Here is a 14,510-nt window from a genome sequence, read left to right on the forward strand (position 1 = left end):
GAAGGTAAGACGAGGGAGAAATGGAGGAAAGGAACGATGCTTCGGCCACACCAAGAAGATGGGCGCTATACCGAAACCACGGTGAAACTGGATGATCTGGTTCCAGAGGATCACTTGGTAAGAAAGCTGGATGCGGCCATTGATTTTTCTTTTATCTATGATGTGGTGAAAGATCTCTACTCTCCTGATCATGGACGTCCGAGCATTGATCCAGTGATGTTGTTTAAAATGTATTTGATTCAGTATGTATTTGGGATTCGCTCCATGCGTGAAACCGTCGAACAAATCCGAACCAACGTCGCCTACCGTTGGTTTTTAGGACTTAGTCTTCATGATCCCGTTCCTCATCACTCGACGCCAAGTAAAAACTATGCGCGTCGTTTCGCTGGAACGGATGTATTCCATCAAATTTTTTCACGGATTTTAAAAGAAGCCTTTGAACACGGATTGGTAGATTCGAGTGTCTTGTACGTAGACTCCACTCATGTCAAAGCAAGCGCCAATAAAAAGAAGTTTACAACGGAAATGGCAGAAGTCGAAGCCAAAGCCTACCAACAGGAACTCGAAAAAGAAATCGAACGGGATCGGATCGCTCATGGAAAATCGCCGTTGCCATCTGAGAAAAAAAAAAACGGGAAGTAAAAGTAAGCAAAACGGATCCGGAGAGCGGACTGTTGGTGAAAAATGAACGGGAGCGAGTGTTTGCCTATTCGTATCATACAGCTTGTGATCGCAACGGATGGATTCTACAGACCTACGTGACGGCAGCCAACGTCCATGACAGTCAAGCGTTTTTTGTGCTGTTCGAACGAGTGAAACGGGAAATCCAATCATGTCCGGAAGCCGTGTGTGTAGACGCAGGATATAAAACTCCTGCCATTGCCAAGTATTTACTCGAACAAGGGGTAAAGCCGATTTGGCCGTACACTCGCCCGAAAACAAAAGATGGATTCTTTCGGAAATCAGATTTTGTGTATGACGAATATTTTGATTGTTATCTATGCCCCAATGATCAAGTTCTATCTTACTCTACTACGAATCGGGAAGGGTACCGGGAATACAAATCGGACCCGGCGGTGTGCCGAAGCTGTCCGTATCTTCATCAGTGCACGCAAAGCAAGAGCTACACCAAAGTAGTCACTCGCCACGTATGGCAGGACTACTATGAAGAAGCAGAGCATTTGCGGTATGTTCCGGAATACCGGGAACTCTATGCCCTCCGAAAAGAGACGATTGAACGGGATTTCGCCGATATGAAAGAGAAGCATGGTCTGCGCTGGACGCATTACCGGGGATTGGAAAAAAATGAGGCGCAGGCGATGCTTGTTTGTGCTGCCATGAATTTAAAAAAACTGGCGAATTACCTATGGAAGGCGAAGCACCGCCCTTTCTTTTCCTTTGCATGGCTTCCCATCCTACCCACTTTTTTTGAAAACATAGTCTATTTATGGAACAAAATGGGTTTCAGACATTCGTCTGAAACCCATTTTGTCAACAGTCTGAAACCCAGCCTTTAGGCTGGGTTTTTGAGTCGGTCACACTTCTCCTGAACCGATCATTTTGCTTATGAGCTTAATTTCACCGAACGGACAGCCTCATCCGACACAACGCGGACAAACTCGCCTTCGTTATACGGATAGCCGGCCTTCGTAATTTTCACTTTAACAAGTTCGCCGACCATCTCTTCTGTCGCCGGGAAGCGCACTTTCAAATAGTTATCGGTATAACCAATATACATTCCCGGCTCTTCCTTATCGTGCTCTTCCGGAATAACCTCGAGCACTTGCCCTTCGAACCGGGAGGCGTATTCTTTCGCCAGCTGGTCGGAAAGGGCAATTAAGCGGCGGACGCGGTCATGTTTCGTCTCTTCATCGATTTGGTCCGGCATGCGAGCTGCCGGTGTGCCGGTTCGTTTCGAATATGGAAAGACGTGCAGCTCAGAGAACCGCTGTTCGCGGATAAAGTTGTACGTCTCCATAAATTCTTCTTCCGTTTCACCTGGGAAGCCGACGATGACATCGGACGTCACTGCGAGTTCTGGAAACACTTCACGCAATCGGGCGAGCCGCTCAGCAAAAAATTCGACCGTATATTTGCGGCGCATCCGCTTGAGCACCGTGTTTGATCCCGATTGAAGCGGGATGTGCAAATGGCGGACGATTTTATCCGACCGTCGCAAGACATCGATGACCTCATCGGTCAGCTGGCTTGCTTCGATCGATGAGATGCGGATCCGTTTGAGCCCTGGCACTTGCTCGTCCAAATCACGCAAAAGCGCAGCAAAATTGTAGTCTTTGAGATCAGTGCCATAGCCACCTGTATGAATGCCGGTCAAAACGATTTCTTTATAGCCGGCGGCAACGAGCTGACGCGCTTGACGGATAATTTCTTGCGGATCACGCGAACGCATCAAGCCGCGCGCCCACGGAATGATGCAAAACGTGCAAAAGTTGTTGCACCCTTCTTGGATTTTGAGCGACGCCCGCGTCCGGTCAGTAAATGCCGGCACATCCATTTCTTCGAACACGCGTGTTTTCATAATGTTATGGACAGCGTTGATCGGCTGCCGTTCACGCTGAAACTGCTCGACATAGTCTAAAATTTTATGCCGGTCTTGCGTACCGATGACAATATCAACACCAGGAATCGCCATCACTTCCGCTGGCGATGTTTGCGCATAGCATCCGGTCACGCAGACGACAGCGTCCGGATTGCGGCGCACCGCACGGCGGATAACTTGGCGGCTTTTTTTATCGCCGGTGTTCGTCACCGTACACGTGTTGATCACATATACATCAGCATGGCTTTCAAACTCTTTCCGTTCATAGCCGGCCTTTTTAAACAGCTGCCAAATCGCTTCCGTTTCATAATGATTGACTTTGCAGCCCAATGTATGGAAAGCCACTGTTGGCATATTCTTCACCTCACTCTGCACCACCGCTGATCGCCAGCGAGGGCTAGATGTTTTATGATAAACTCCAAATCGGCTACGTTACTCTCGCTCTCTCTTAGAGCCTGATTCACAAAGCTCCCATTCGTACGAAGCGGCGGCAAGCAAGTAGAGCGGCGCCGTTTCCGTCCGCAAAATACGCGGGCCGAGGCTGCACGGTAAAAAGCCGCTTTGCTTGAGCTGTTCCGCCTCCTCACGGCTGAACCCGCCTTCCGGCCCAAAGACGGCTAAAAGCGAGCTGCCGGGCTGAAGGTCGGCAAGGAGCGCCGGAAGTGAGGCATGCCGCCCTCCGCGCGCTTCTTCTTCATAGGCAAACAGCCGGCTATCAACCGTTTCCCCGAAAGCGATCAGTTCCTTAAGCGAAAGCGGCGCCCGCACGATGGGCAACAACGTTCGTTCGGCCTGCTCGGCCGCCTCTTTCGCAATTTTTTTCCACCGCTCCACTTTTTTCTCTGCTTTTTTGGCATCCCATTTAACGACCGAACGAGCGGCCACAAATGGAAGAAAGCCGGCAGCGCCGAGCTCCGTTCCTTTTTGGATGACGAGCTCCCATTTTTCTCCTTTTGGCAGCCCTTGGGCGATATAAATGCGCACCGGCAATTCGCGCCCTTCTTCCTTCCATTGTACAATACGGGCACATACTTGCTCATTGGCAATTTGTTCAATTTGGCACACGGCCGTGCGTCCATCCGGAAATACGCAGGCAATGGCGTCTCCCGGCTTCATGCGCATAACGCGGGAAATATGATGGGCGTCATCGCCGCTGATAACGACGTTTTCGCCTTGGCGCTCCCGGTCGGAAACGAAATAACGCTGCACCAAACATCCCTTCTTTGCTTACGGTTTGATGGCGACAAACGCCACCCAGTCTTCCATCACATTGACTTCTTCAATGAAAAATCCAGCAGCAAGCAGTCCGTCCTTGACATCTTGCTTCTTCGCCTGAATGATGCCAGACGTGATAAAGCGGCCGCCCGGTTTCAATAGCCGGTAGGCGTCAGCCGTAAAGCGCAAAATGATTTCAGCTAAAATATTGGCGACGATCACATCGGCTTGCTCATCGATATGGTCAAGCAAATTGTTTTGCGCGACCGTGACAACGTGTTGCACTTTATTGAGCTTGACGTTCAGCCGCGCGCTGTCGATTGCCACTGGGTCTAAGTCGAGCGCCCGCACCGAATGGGCGCCAAGCATGGCAGCAGCAATGCTTAAAATGCCGGAGCCGGTGCCAACATCAATGACATTGTCTCCAGGATGCACATATTTTTCGAGCGCCTGCAGGCACATGACCGTTGTCGGGTGGGTGCCGGTGCCAAACGCCATACCCGGATCCATTTCGATGATCAGCTCATCGTTGGAAGCCGGCTCATACGTTTCCCATGTCGGCACGATTGTAAACTTTTCCGATACTTTTACCGGGTGGTAATGCTTTTTCCACGCCGTTGCCCATTCTTCCTCATTCACTTCGCTCAACGTAATTTTATTTTTGCCAAGATCAATATCGTATAGCCATAAATTGTTAATTGCCTGCTTGATTTGTTCTACCGTTTCACCCAGAAAACTATTGACCGGCAAATACGCCTTAATGACGACGCCTTCTTCCGGATAATCGTCCGGATTGAGCTCGACGATTTCGCCATACCAGTCGTCGCGGTCTTTGACAAGATCGTACGGATCTTCGATAACAACACCACCGGCGCCTGCCTCATGCAAAATGTTTGAAATCGCCTCGACCGCCTCGTGCGTTGTATGGATGCTGATTTCTGACCATTTCATCGCGCTCACGTTTCTCCTTTAAATGCCTTTTTTACTTTTTCAAAAAAACGGCCGTGCGACCCGTCGTGCATCGTTTCCCCACCGAGTCGGTCGAACTCGCGCAATAGCTGTTTTTGTTTTTCTGTCAGCTTCGTCGGCGTCACAACGCGGACGATGACGTGCTGGTCGCCTTGGCCGTAGCCGCGCACGTTCGGCACTCCTTTTCCTTTTAAGCGGAAGCGCGTGCCCGTTTGTGTGCCAGCCGGAATTTTCAGCTTTACATCACCGTGGAGCGTCGGCACTTCAATTTCATCACCAAGCGCCGCCTGAGCGAACGAAAGCGGCACTTCACAATAAATATCATCACCGTCGCGTTTGAAAAACTCATGCGGTTGGACGCGGAAAATGATGTACAAATCCCCTGGCGGCCCGCCGTTGACGCCCGGTTCCCCTTTGCCGGCGACACGCAGCTGCTGGCCATCGTCAACACCAGCCGGAATTTTGACATGAATTTTTTTCCGCTTTTTGACGTGCCCGGTGCCGCCGCACGTCGGACATTTTTCCGGAATGTGACGGCCCGTGCCGCCGCAAACCGGACATGTCCGGCGGTTGACAATGCGGCCAAACGGCGTCGCCTGTTCGCTTGTCACCTGTCCGCTACCATGGCAATGCGGGCACGATTGCGGGCTTGTACCTGGCTTCGCTCCGCTGCCGTGGCACGTATCGCACGTTTCTTCATGCGGAACTTCAATTTCCGTTTCTTTTCCAAACGCTGCTTCCTCAAATGTGAGCGTCATCATATATTCCAAGTCGGCTCCTTTTCGCGGCCCGCTTGCCCGCCGGCGTGAACCGCCGCCGAAAAACGTCTCAAAGATATCTTCAAAGCCGCCAAAACCGCTGAATCCACCAAAATCAAACCCGCCACCTTGGAATCCACCGCCGAACGCCTCGTTCGGGTCGGCGTGGCCAAACCGGTCGTAGCGAGCCCGTTTTTCATCGTCACTTAATACTTCATACGCTTCTTTAATCTCCTTAAACTTCTCTGCGGCGTCCGGCGCTTTGTTAATGTCTGGATGATACTGCTTCGAAAGCTTTCGATACGCTTTTTTAATCTCGTCTTTCGTCGCGTTTTTACTGACGCCAAGAACTTCATAGTAATCACGCTTCGCCATCGTTGGTCATCCACTCCCGATTCACTCACATAAAGATAATTTTATCATTTCCCTTTATTTTATGGCAATATGTGAATGCTAGAAAAAAAGTCAAAGCCAAGGCAGGCCTGACTTTGACTTTTTTCATTATTTGTCGTCATTGACTTCTTCAAATTCCGCATCGACCACATTGTCTTTCTTATCGGCCGCGCCGGATTGCGCCTGTTGCGCTTGTTGCGCCGCTTGTTCATACAGCTTGATCGATAGCTGCTGCACCGCTTCTTGCAGTGCATCTTTTTTCTTGCGGATGTCATCAAGATCGTTTTTCTCAAGCGCTGCTTTCAATGCATCTTTCGCTTCTTGCGCTTTTTTGATTTCATCAGCGCTCACTTTTCCTTCGAGCTCTTTGACCGTTTTTTCCGTTGTAAAGATGAGCTGATCGGCTTCATTGCGCAAATCGGCCGCTTCTTTCCGCTTCCGGTCGGCTTCGGCGTTTTCTTCCGCCTCTTTGATCATGCGCTGAATTTCCTCTTCCGACAGGCCGGATGACGATTTGATCGTAATGGATTGCTCTTTGTTCGTTCCTAAATCTTTCGCACGCACATGAACGATACCGTTGGCGTCAATATCGAACGTGACTTCAATTTGCGGCACACCACGCGGCGCCGGCGGGATGTCAGTTAACTGGAAGCGGCCAAGCGTTTTGTTGTCAGCCGCCATCGGACGCTCCCCTTGCAAAACGTGGATGTCGACCGTTGTTTGATTGTCGGCCGCCGTTGTGAACACTTGCGATTTGCTCGTCGGAATCGTCGTATTCCGCTCGATCAATTTCGTAAACACGCCGCCCATCGTTTCAATACCGAGCGACAGCGGGGTAACGTCAAGCAAGACAATATCTTTTACTTCACCGGCGATGACGCCGCCTTGGATCGCCGCTCCGATGGCCACGACTTCATCCGGGTTAACGCCTTTGTGCGGCTCTTTGCCAAGCTCACGCTTAATCGCTTCTTGCACGGCCGGAATGCGAGTCGAACCACCGACTAAAATCACCTTGTCAATATCCGCAGACGTCAAACCGGCATCTTGCAACGCTTGACGGACTGGCCCCATCGTGCGCTCAACGAGGTGCGCGGACAGCTCTTCAAATTTTGCCCGAGTGAGCGTCGTCTCAAGGTGGAGCGGACCGTTTTCGTTCGCGCTGATGAACGGCAGCGAAATTTGCGTCTGCGTCACACCAGACAGTTCTTTTTTCGCTTTTTCGGCCGCATCTTTTAAGCGTTGGAGCGCCATTTTGTCTTTGGACAAGTCGATGCCGTTCTCTTGCTTAAACTGGCTGACTAAATAGTCGATAATGACTTGGTCAAAATCATCGCCACCTAAATGGTTGTCCCCAGCAGTCGCTTTTACTTCAAACACACCGTCGCCAAGCTCCAAAATCGAGACGTCAAACGTTCCGCCCCCCAAGTCATAGACGAGAATCGTTTGGTCCTCGCCTTTGTCGAGGCCGTAAGCAAGCGCCGCAGCCGTCGGTTCGTTAATGATGCGCTCAACTTCCAAACCGGCGATGCGTCCAGCGTCTTTCGTCGCTTGGCGCTGCGCATCGTTGAAATACGCCGGCACGGTGATGACAGCGCGCGTCACCGGCTCACCCAAATAATCTTCAGCGTACGATTTTAAATATTGCAAAATGATCGCCGAAATTTCTTGCGGCGTATATTGCTTTCCTTCAATCTCGACTTTGTAATCCGTGCCCATGTGGCGTTTGATCGAGATGATCGTATTCGGATTCGTGATCGCTTGCCGTTTGGCAACCTCGCCGACTAAACGTTCACCGTTTTTAAACGCCACAACCGACGGGGTTGTGCGGCTCCCTTCTGGGTTTGGAATGACTTTCGCTTCGCCGCCTTCCAACACAGCGACGCAAGAGTTTGTCGTTCCTAAGTCAATGCCGATAATTTTGCTCATCGCTCATCGCCCTCCGTTTCCATTATTGGCTCACTTTTACCATAGCGGGACGGAGAATGCGGTCTTTTAACTTATAGCCTTTTTGCAGCTCCTCCACGACCGTATTCGGCTCATAGCCGCCTTCATCCGTCTGCATAACTGCTTGGTGTAAATGGGGATCAAACGGTTTGCCAACCGCTTCAATCACCTCGACACCTTCTTTTCTTAACGCGTCAAGGAGCGAACGGTACACCATTTCTACCCCTTGCAAAATCGATTTTGCTTGTTCGTTTTCCGTCTCTATTTTCAACGCACGCTCAAAGTTGTCGAGCACAGGAAGCAAATCGCTCGCCAAACTTTGGGCGCGGTATTTTTCAGCCGCTTCCATCTCTTGACGTGCCCGGCGGCGGAAGTTTTCAAAATCAGCGTACAGGCGAAGATAGCGCTTTTCCATCTCAGCTAACTTCTCTTCCAATTCAGCAACTTGCGCCTTGGCTTTGGCCAGTTCTTCCGCCTCAACCGACGTTTGCTCGGCAGGATCAGCTGTCGTAGAAGCTGCCTCCGGATTCTCGCCGGCTTGTGCATCTGCATGCTCCGAAGCGGCGCCAATCGCTTCGTCTTCCGGTTGCGAATCTGCCCCTTCTTTCGAAACCGGCTGTTCCGTTTCCAGCTCATTGTATGTAGCTTGTTTGTCTCCTTGTTCCATTGCCTTCACCTCCCTATCAGGGTTTGCGATTTATGTATCAATGGCCACAAGGAAAGGATGGACGCGCATCCATCCGTTAACCAATATGGCCATCCTTACTGATTTTGATACCATTTCGTCAATGCAGCCGACAAATCGGTAGCAACGCGGTTTAACACGGTAATGACGCGTGAATATTCCATGCGCGTCGGACCGAGAATAGCGATCGTCCCGAACGGTTCATCGCCAATCGAATACGTAGCCGTAATCAAACTGCAGTTTTCCATACCGCTCAGCTCGTTTTCCCGCCCGATCGACACTCGCACCCCTTTTTGACTTTGCTTGCGGAGCAAACGGTAAATGTCCTTTTCTTGCTCGATAATGTTCAAAAGCGGGCGCACCTTTTGGATGTCGCTAAACTCTGGCTGGTTAAACATATTCGTTTTTCCAGCAAAAAACATTTTTTCCTCTTCAGGAATATCGAGCGTGTCGATCAGTGTATTGAGTATACTGTCGTAGTTGCGAATATGCCGGCGCAGCACGTCGGCTACTTCCGTCTCGATTTTTTCTTTTAAATCGATAAGCGGAACGCCATTCAAACGCTCGTTTAAAATATTGACCATCTTTTCGAGATCGCCGGCATTGACGGTTGTCGGGACTGTGATGACCCGGTTTTCGACGTGACCGGTATCCGTCACCACAATGGCAACAGCCGTCTGTTCAGTGAGCGGAATGATCTGCATCCGTTTCAGCTTGCTTTCCTTAAACGCCGGACCGAGGGCAATCGACGTATAATTCGTCAAATCGGATAAAATTTGCGCCGACTTTTGCACCAATTTCTCGAGCTCGTAGATACGTTCAGCGAACACGGAGCGGATTTTTTGGATATCCGTCCTCGTCAACCGCTGCGGCGGCAATAAGTGGTCAACGTAGTAGCGGTACCCTTTTTCCGATGGCACACGGCCCGAGGAAATGTGCGTTTTTTCAATATAGCCCAGCTCTTCCAAATCCGCCATTTCGTTGCGAATCGTCGCTGAACTGAACGAGATTTGGTGCTTTTTCGATAACGTCCGCGAACCGACAGGCTGCCCGGAACGAATGAAGTCGTCGATAATCACCTGCAAAATCAACAGTTGGCGGTCCGTTAACACGTTTCTCACCTCTGTTAGCACTCAAACAATTCGAGTGCTAAATCTACTATTAGGGTAGCAAATCGCCCGGTAAATGTCAATCTTTACATTTCTCCGAGGAAGGCAGCAAACACTTCATTGCCAAGCAGCTTGCCGCGTTTTGTCAAGCGGACATGAGTCGCCGTCTCCTCGAGGCGCCCGTTTTCGATTTCACGGCGGATTGCCTCGCCAAACATGTCGCTCATCTCACGGCCAAACTTTTGCCGAAAGCGTGCTTTCGATACGCCTTCTGTCTTGCGCAACCCTAAAAACATCTCCTCCTCCATCTGTTCACGGAAGGTCAGACGGTGCACGTCGCGATGCGGCCATTCGCCGCGTTCCACTTTCTCGATGTAGTGGCGGATCGGACCGATATTGGCACGCCGCACTCCATCGATATAGCTGTGCGCCCCGGCACCGATGCCGTAATACTCTTCGTTGTTCCAGTAGACCAAATTATGCTGGCTTTCAAACCCTGGGAACGCGTAGTTGCTAATTTCATATTGCTGATAGCCATGAGCTACGGTTCGTTCCATCGCCGCTTCATACATCACCGCTTCCGCTTCTTCGCCTGGAAGGCGAAGCCGACCGTTCCGCCATTCGTTGTAAAAAATCGTCTTTGGCTCGATAATAAGTGAGTAGGCGGAAAGATGTGGTACATGAAGCGAAAACGCTGTTTCCAAATCGGCGAGAAACTGCTCGAGTGTCTGTCCCGGCAAGCCATACATAAGATCGAGACTGATATTTTCAAAACCGGCTTCCCTTGCCATCGCCACCGCCCGCTCGGCATCACCGCGCCGATGCGTACGGCCGATCGCTTGAAGGAGCTCATCATCAAACGCCTGCACCCCGATGCTCAACCGATTCACTCCAGCATCGCGCAAAATGGCGAGTTTTTCTTTCGTCAGCCCATCCGGATTAGCCTCGACCGTAAATTCGGCCGTTTGCGGGTGAAACTGAAAATGTTTATGAATGCTCTCTAGCAGACGGCCAAGCTGCACCGGCTCCAGCACCGTCGGCGTGCCTCCTCCGATAAACAGCGTCTTAAGCTGACTGCCGAACTCGGCCGCTGTCCATTCCATTTCCTTGTCCATCGCCTGCAAGTAGTCGTCAATCGGCTGGCCTGCCGCAAACACTTTGTTAAAGTCGCAATAGTGACAAATATGAGCGCAAAATGGGATGTGAAAATATGCCGATGTTGCCATGGCTCTCCTCCTTTCGGCTGCCGGCGCAACGGTGCATGGCACCTTCATCTTTTTGCCGACATCGCATCGTAAGAAAGAAACAAGGCCATCCCCGAAGGAGACAGCCCTGCTCATTATTTTTTCTGGTCGTCGATTTTCAAGACAGCCATAAACGCTTCCTGCGGCACTTCGACCGAACCGATTTGTTTCATCCGTTTCTTTCCTTCTTTTTGTTTCTCAAGCAGTTTCCGTTTCCGCGACACGTCGCCGCCGTAACATTTGGCGAGCACGTTTTTACGCAGCGCCTTGATCGTCGAACGGGCGATGATCTTATTGCCGATCGCCGCCTGCACAGGCACTTCAAACTGTTGGCGTGGAATTAAATCTTTCAGCTTCTCGACGATCACTTTGCCGCGCTCATAAGCCGAATCGCGGTGAACAATAAACGATAAAGCGTCAATTTTTTCGCCATTCAACAAAATATCCATTTTGACAAGATTGGACGGCCGGTAACCGATCAATTCATAGTCAAACGACGCATACCCTTTCGTGTTCGACTTTAACGCATCGAAAAAGTCATACACGATTTCCGACAGCGGAATATCGTAAATCAACATGACCCGCTTTTCATCTAAATATTGCATGTCAACGAACGTGCCACGCTTTCCTTGGCACAGCTCCATCACCGGTCCGACGTAGTCGTTCGGCACCATAATCGTCGCTTTTACATACGGCTCTTCGATGCGGTCGATTTTTTGCGGATCCGGCATGTTCGTCGGGTTGTCGACATCGACTTCCGTTCCGTCCGTTAAATATACTTTGTAGACAACGCTCGGCGCCGTTGTAATTAAATCGATATGAAATTCACGTTCAATCCGCTCTTGGATAATCTCCATATGAAGCAAGCCGAGAAACCCGCAACGAAAGCCAAACCCGAGCGCCTGCGACGTTTCCGGTTCAAAGTGAAGCGCCGCATCGTTGAGCTGCAGCTTTTCTAACGCTTCGCGCAAGTCGTTGTAGCGCGCCGTGTCGATCGGGTACATGCCGCAAAACACCATCGGATTGAGCTTCCGGTAGCCAGGGAGTGGCTCAGCAGCCGGCCGTTCGGCATCGGTAATCGTATCGCCGACGCGCGTATCTTGTACGTTTTTGATCGACGCAGTTAAATAGCCGACATCACCGACCATCAGTTCGTCGACAACTTTTGGTTTTGGTGTAAACACGCCGACTTCGGTCACTTCAAACTCTTTGCCGGTCGACATCATTTTAATGCGCTGGCCCGGCTTAACCGTTCCATCGACGATACGGACGTAGGCGACAACGCCGCGGTACGGGTCATAAAGTGAATCAAAAATGAGCGCCTTCAACGGCGCGTCCGGATCGCCTGACGGAGCAGGAATTTTTTCCACGATTTGTTCTAAAATGTCCTCGACGCCGATGCCGACTTTCGCGGAGGCGAGCACCGCTTCAGAGGCATCGAGGCCAATGACGTCTTCGATTTCTTGGCGGACACGCTCCGGCTCGGCGCTTGGCAAATCGATTTTATTAATGACTGGTAAAATTTCTAAATTGTTGTCAATGGCCAAATACACGTTTGCGAGCGTCTGCGCTTCAATGCCTTGCGCCGCATCGACGACTAAGATCGCTCCTTCGCAAGCAGCCAAGCTGCGCGACACTTCATACGTAAAATCGACGTGGCCCGGCGTATCGATCAAATGGAAAATATACTCTTCCCCGTTTTTCGCTTTATATGTCAACTGGACCGCATTCAATTTGATCGTGATGCCGCGCTCGCGCTCGAGCTCCATCATATCGAGCGTCTGCTCGCGCAACTCGCGCTCCGACAGCGCACCTGTTTTTTCTAAAATGCGGTCCGCAAGCGTCGATTTTCCGTGGTCAATGTGAGCGATAATCGAAAAGTTGCGAATCCGTTCCTGCCGTTTCAACCGTTCTTCCCGGTTCATTGTCTCTCACTCCTGCTTCTTCGCAAAACTACACTAGCTTTGATTATAGCAACAGTGCGAAGAAGATTCAATGACCAAGACAAAAACAAAAAAACCGCCAGACTTGGCGGGACGGATATCTTTTTCAGCTGTCTGGAAACCGGGAAACCGGCTAATCAAACGCACGGCCGATGAGCGAAAGCAACGTTTCCATGAACGCTGTGGCTGCATCAGCCAACTGCCGGCCGAGTTCAGAGAAGAGGTTAAACGTTTTTAGTTCCTGAATCGTTTCCTTCTTTTCCTGCAAATCGCTCGCTGCCACTGTCTGCCCGAACACCGCCGCCTCAAGCTCTCCGTTTCCGTTTTTCTCGATCTGGATGACGGAAGGAAACGACGGATCGGCATAGCCGCGCATCCGTTCCATGCCGTGATGCGCCTGTTGCATGCCAAACAGCACACCGAAAAAAAGAAGAAACAGCGCTATGCTAAACCGAATGAACCATTTGACCATACAAGACGCCCCTTTACTTTTCCTCTGCCGGAACCGGTGCTTCGACTTTTTCCGCCTGCCAATAATATTCGCTGAACACATCAGCAAAAGCAGCTGCCGAACGGAACAGTTCAGCAAACGTATTGTCGACACCGCCAAATTCAACTAAAATCGCGTTCTCGGACAAATCTTGATTAAACTTTCCGTCCGTTCCCGCCCCTTGCTTCTTAATGACTCCACGGCTTAATCCCGGATATTTTTTTTGCAGCAAATGGTGAAGCTCTGTCGCCAGCTGCAAGTTTTTCTCATATTCCGCGTTCTCACCGCCAACAATAAACGCCACACGCGCATAATCAACGCCATTGATCGTCGTCGTTGTATGTTGTCGTCGGTGTGCATCGCGATGAATATCGATGAAATATTGTAAATCACGGTTTTGCTTCATCGCCGCGACGACCGTTTGCCGCGACATATTGTACGCTTGGCCGTATTTCATCCCTTTTTTCAACAGTTCCGCTTCAATATCGGTTTTGTTAACTTGCGCGCCAATCCCCCGCTTCTCTAATTCTTCCATTAATTTTTCTCCGACTTTTGTAACGTTTACGTTGCGATGAAATGCTAAATCCGGATCGGTCACGCCTTTTAAGGCCGGCAAATACGACTCACGCGTATGTGTATGATAAATATAGACGACTTTTCTCCCTCCGGTCGTCTGCGCCGGCGGCGGAAGCGGCTTTTTATCTTGGTTTTGCTCCGCTTGCTGCAGCTCCTCAACCGAGGCTTGCCGCTCGGCGAGCATCACCTCAAGCGGAGGTGCCGATTCGTATGGAATGTTCGTATAATCTGTTCCTTCGCCGGCGATCAAAATTTTGCTGTCATACAAGGCAAAGCCCGGCAGCTCGCTACCGAGCAGACTGCGAGGATCATCGGGGTTGATGCTTGTCGCTAAGCGGAACAATAGCGACGAGTAATTCGTCTGTTGTCGCTCTTTCGGCAACAGCTGAGTAAAATAACGGTTTTCAAGCCCGAACAAACGAATGAACGTTTCTTCCGGAAAATGGGCCGCCATATCGTTAAGCGATGATGAAGATGGGCGGTATTCCGGACGCAGCGACGTAAGCGCTCCGACGAGCATAAACATCATCATGCATCCAAGTATGACGAGCATAAACAATTTTTTTAAACTGGCTCCTGGAACAGTGATCACGACGTTTGGGGAGCGCCTTCGTTTCATATTCT

At 50.6% G+C, this 14,510-nt stretch carries 11 protein-coding genes and 1 pseudogene; 1 reads left to right on the forward strand and 11 read right to left on the reverse strand.

Going from position 1 to position 14,510, the window contains the following annotated elements; genetic code table 11:
- Window positions 1-36: 36 nt before the first annotated feature.
- A pseudogene (locus NSQ22_RS13090) lies at window positions 37-1,517 on the forward strand (IS1182 family transposase).
- A 47-nt stretch (window positions 1,518-1,564) separates the two neighbouring features.
- Here NSQ22_RS13090 and mtaB read toward each other — a convergent pair.
- The 11 genes from mtaB to NSQ22_RS13145 all read right to left on the reverse strand — a co-directional run bounded on the left by mtaB (window position 1,565) and on the right by NSQ22_RS13145 (window position 14,505).
- Window positions 1,565-2,914 (reverse strand): tRNA (N(6)-L-threonylcarbamoyladenosine(37)-C(2))-methylthiotransferase MtaB, encoded by a 1,350-nt coding sequence (mtaB, locus tag NSQ22_RS13095; RefSeq protein WP_008879915.1) that lies wholly within the window; start codon window positions 2,912-2,914, stop codon window positions 1,565-1,567.
- Between the two features lie 78 nt (window positions 2,915-2,992).
- A complete protein-coding gene (locus NSQ22_RS13100) occupies window positions 2,993-3,769 on the reverse strand; it encodes a 16S rRNA (uracil(1498)-N(3))-methyltransferase (protein WP_011887840.1) in 777 nt (258 codons plus the stop codon).
- 18 nt (window positions 3,770-3,787) lie between these two features.
- Complete coding sequence (gene prmA / locus NSQ22_RS13105; RefSeq protein ID WP_011887841.1) at window positions 3,788-4,726, reverse strand: 50S ribosomal protein L11 methyltransferase; 939 nt, start codon at window positions 4,724-4,726, stop codon at window positions 3,788-3,790.
- Between the two features lie 5 nt (window positions 4,727-4,731).
- Window positions 4,732-5,877: a molecular chaperone DnaJ gene (gene dnaJ, locus NSQ22_RS13110; RefSeq protein ID WP_008879918.1), complete on the reverse strand. Its 1,146-nt coding sequence runs from the start codon at window positions 5,875-5,877 to the stop codon at window positions 4,732-4,734.
- A 126-nt stretch (window positions 5,878-6,003) separates the two neighbouring features.
- Window positions 6,004-7,821: a molecular chaperone DnaK gene (dnaK, locus tag NSQ22_RS13115; RefSeq protein ID WP_008879919.1), complete on the reverse strand. Its 1,818-nt coding sequence runs from the start codon at window positions 7,819-7,821 to the stop codon at window positions 6,004-6,006.
- A gap of 22 nt (window positions 7,822-7,843) precedes the next feature.
- Complete coding sequence (grpE, locus tag NSQ22_RS13120) at window positions 7,844-8,506, reverse strand: nucleotide exchange factor GrpE (protein WP_008879920.1); 663 nt, start codon at window positions 8,504-8,506, stop codon at window positions 7,844-7,846.
- 95 nt (window positions 8,507-8,601) lie between these two features.
- A complete protein-coding gene (gene hrcA, locus NSQ22_RS13125; RefSeq protein WP_008879921.1) occupies window positions 8,602-9,636 on the reverse strand; it encodes a heat-inducible transcriptional repressor HrcA in 1,035 nt (344 codons plus the stop codon).
- Window positions 9,637-9,719: 83 nt separating this feature from the next.
- Window positions 9,720-10,859, reverse strand: coding sequence for a radical SAM family heme chaperone HemW (gene hemW, locus NSQ22_RS13130; protein WP_008879922.1), 1,140 nt, complete (start codon window positions 10,857-10,859; stop codon window positions 9,720-9,722).
- A gap of 113 nt (window positions 10,860-10,972) precedes the next feature.
- Window positions 10,973-12,802, reverse strand: a complete 1,830-nt coding sequence (gene lepA, locus NSQ22_RS13135) for a translation elongation factor 4 (protein WP_008879923.1) — start codon at window positions 12,800-12,802, stop codon at window positions 10,973-10,975.
- Window positions 12,803-12,953: 151 nt separating this feature from the next.
- On the reverse strand, window positions 12,954-13,292 hold the full coding sequence (locus tag NSQ22_RS13140; protein WP_008879924.1) for a DUF3679 domain-containing protein: 339 nt from the start codon (window positions 13,290-13,292) through the stop codon (window positions 12,954-12,956).
- Between the two features lie 13 nt (window positions 13,293-13,305).
- Window positions 13,306-14,505 carry a stage II sporulation protein P gene (locus NSQ22_RS13145; RefSeq protein ID WP_008879925.1) on the reverse strand — a complete coding sequence of 400 codons (1,200 nt, stop codon included), beginning with the start codon at window positions 14,503-14,505 and terminating at the stop codon, window positions 13,306-13,308.
- Window positions 14,506-14,510: the final 5 nt, after the last annotated feature.

This window comes from Geobacillus sp. FSL K6-3411, from assembly GCF_037965715.1.
In the GTDB taxonomy this organism is placed as follows: Bacteria; Bacillota; Bacilli; order Bacillales; family Anoxybacillaceae; genus Geobacillus; species Geobacillus thermodenitrificans.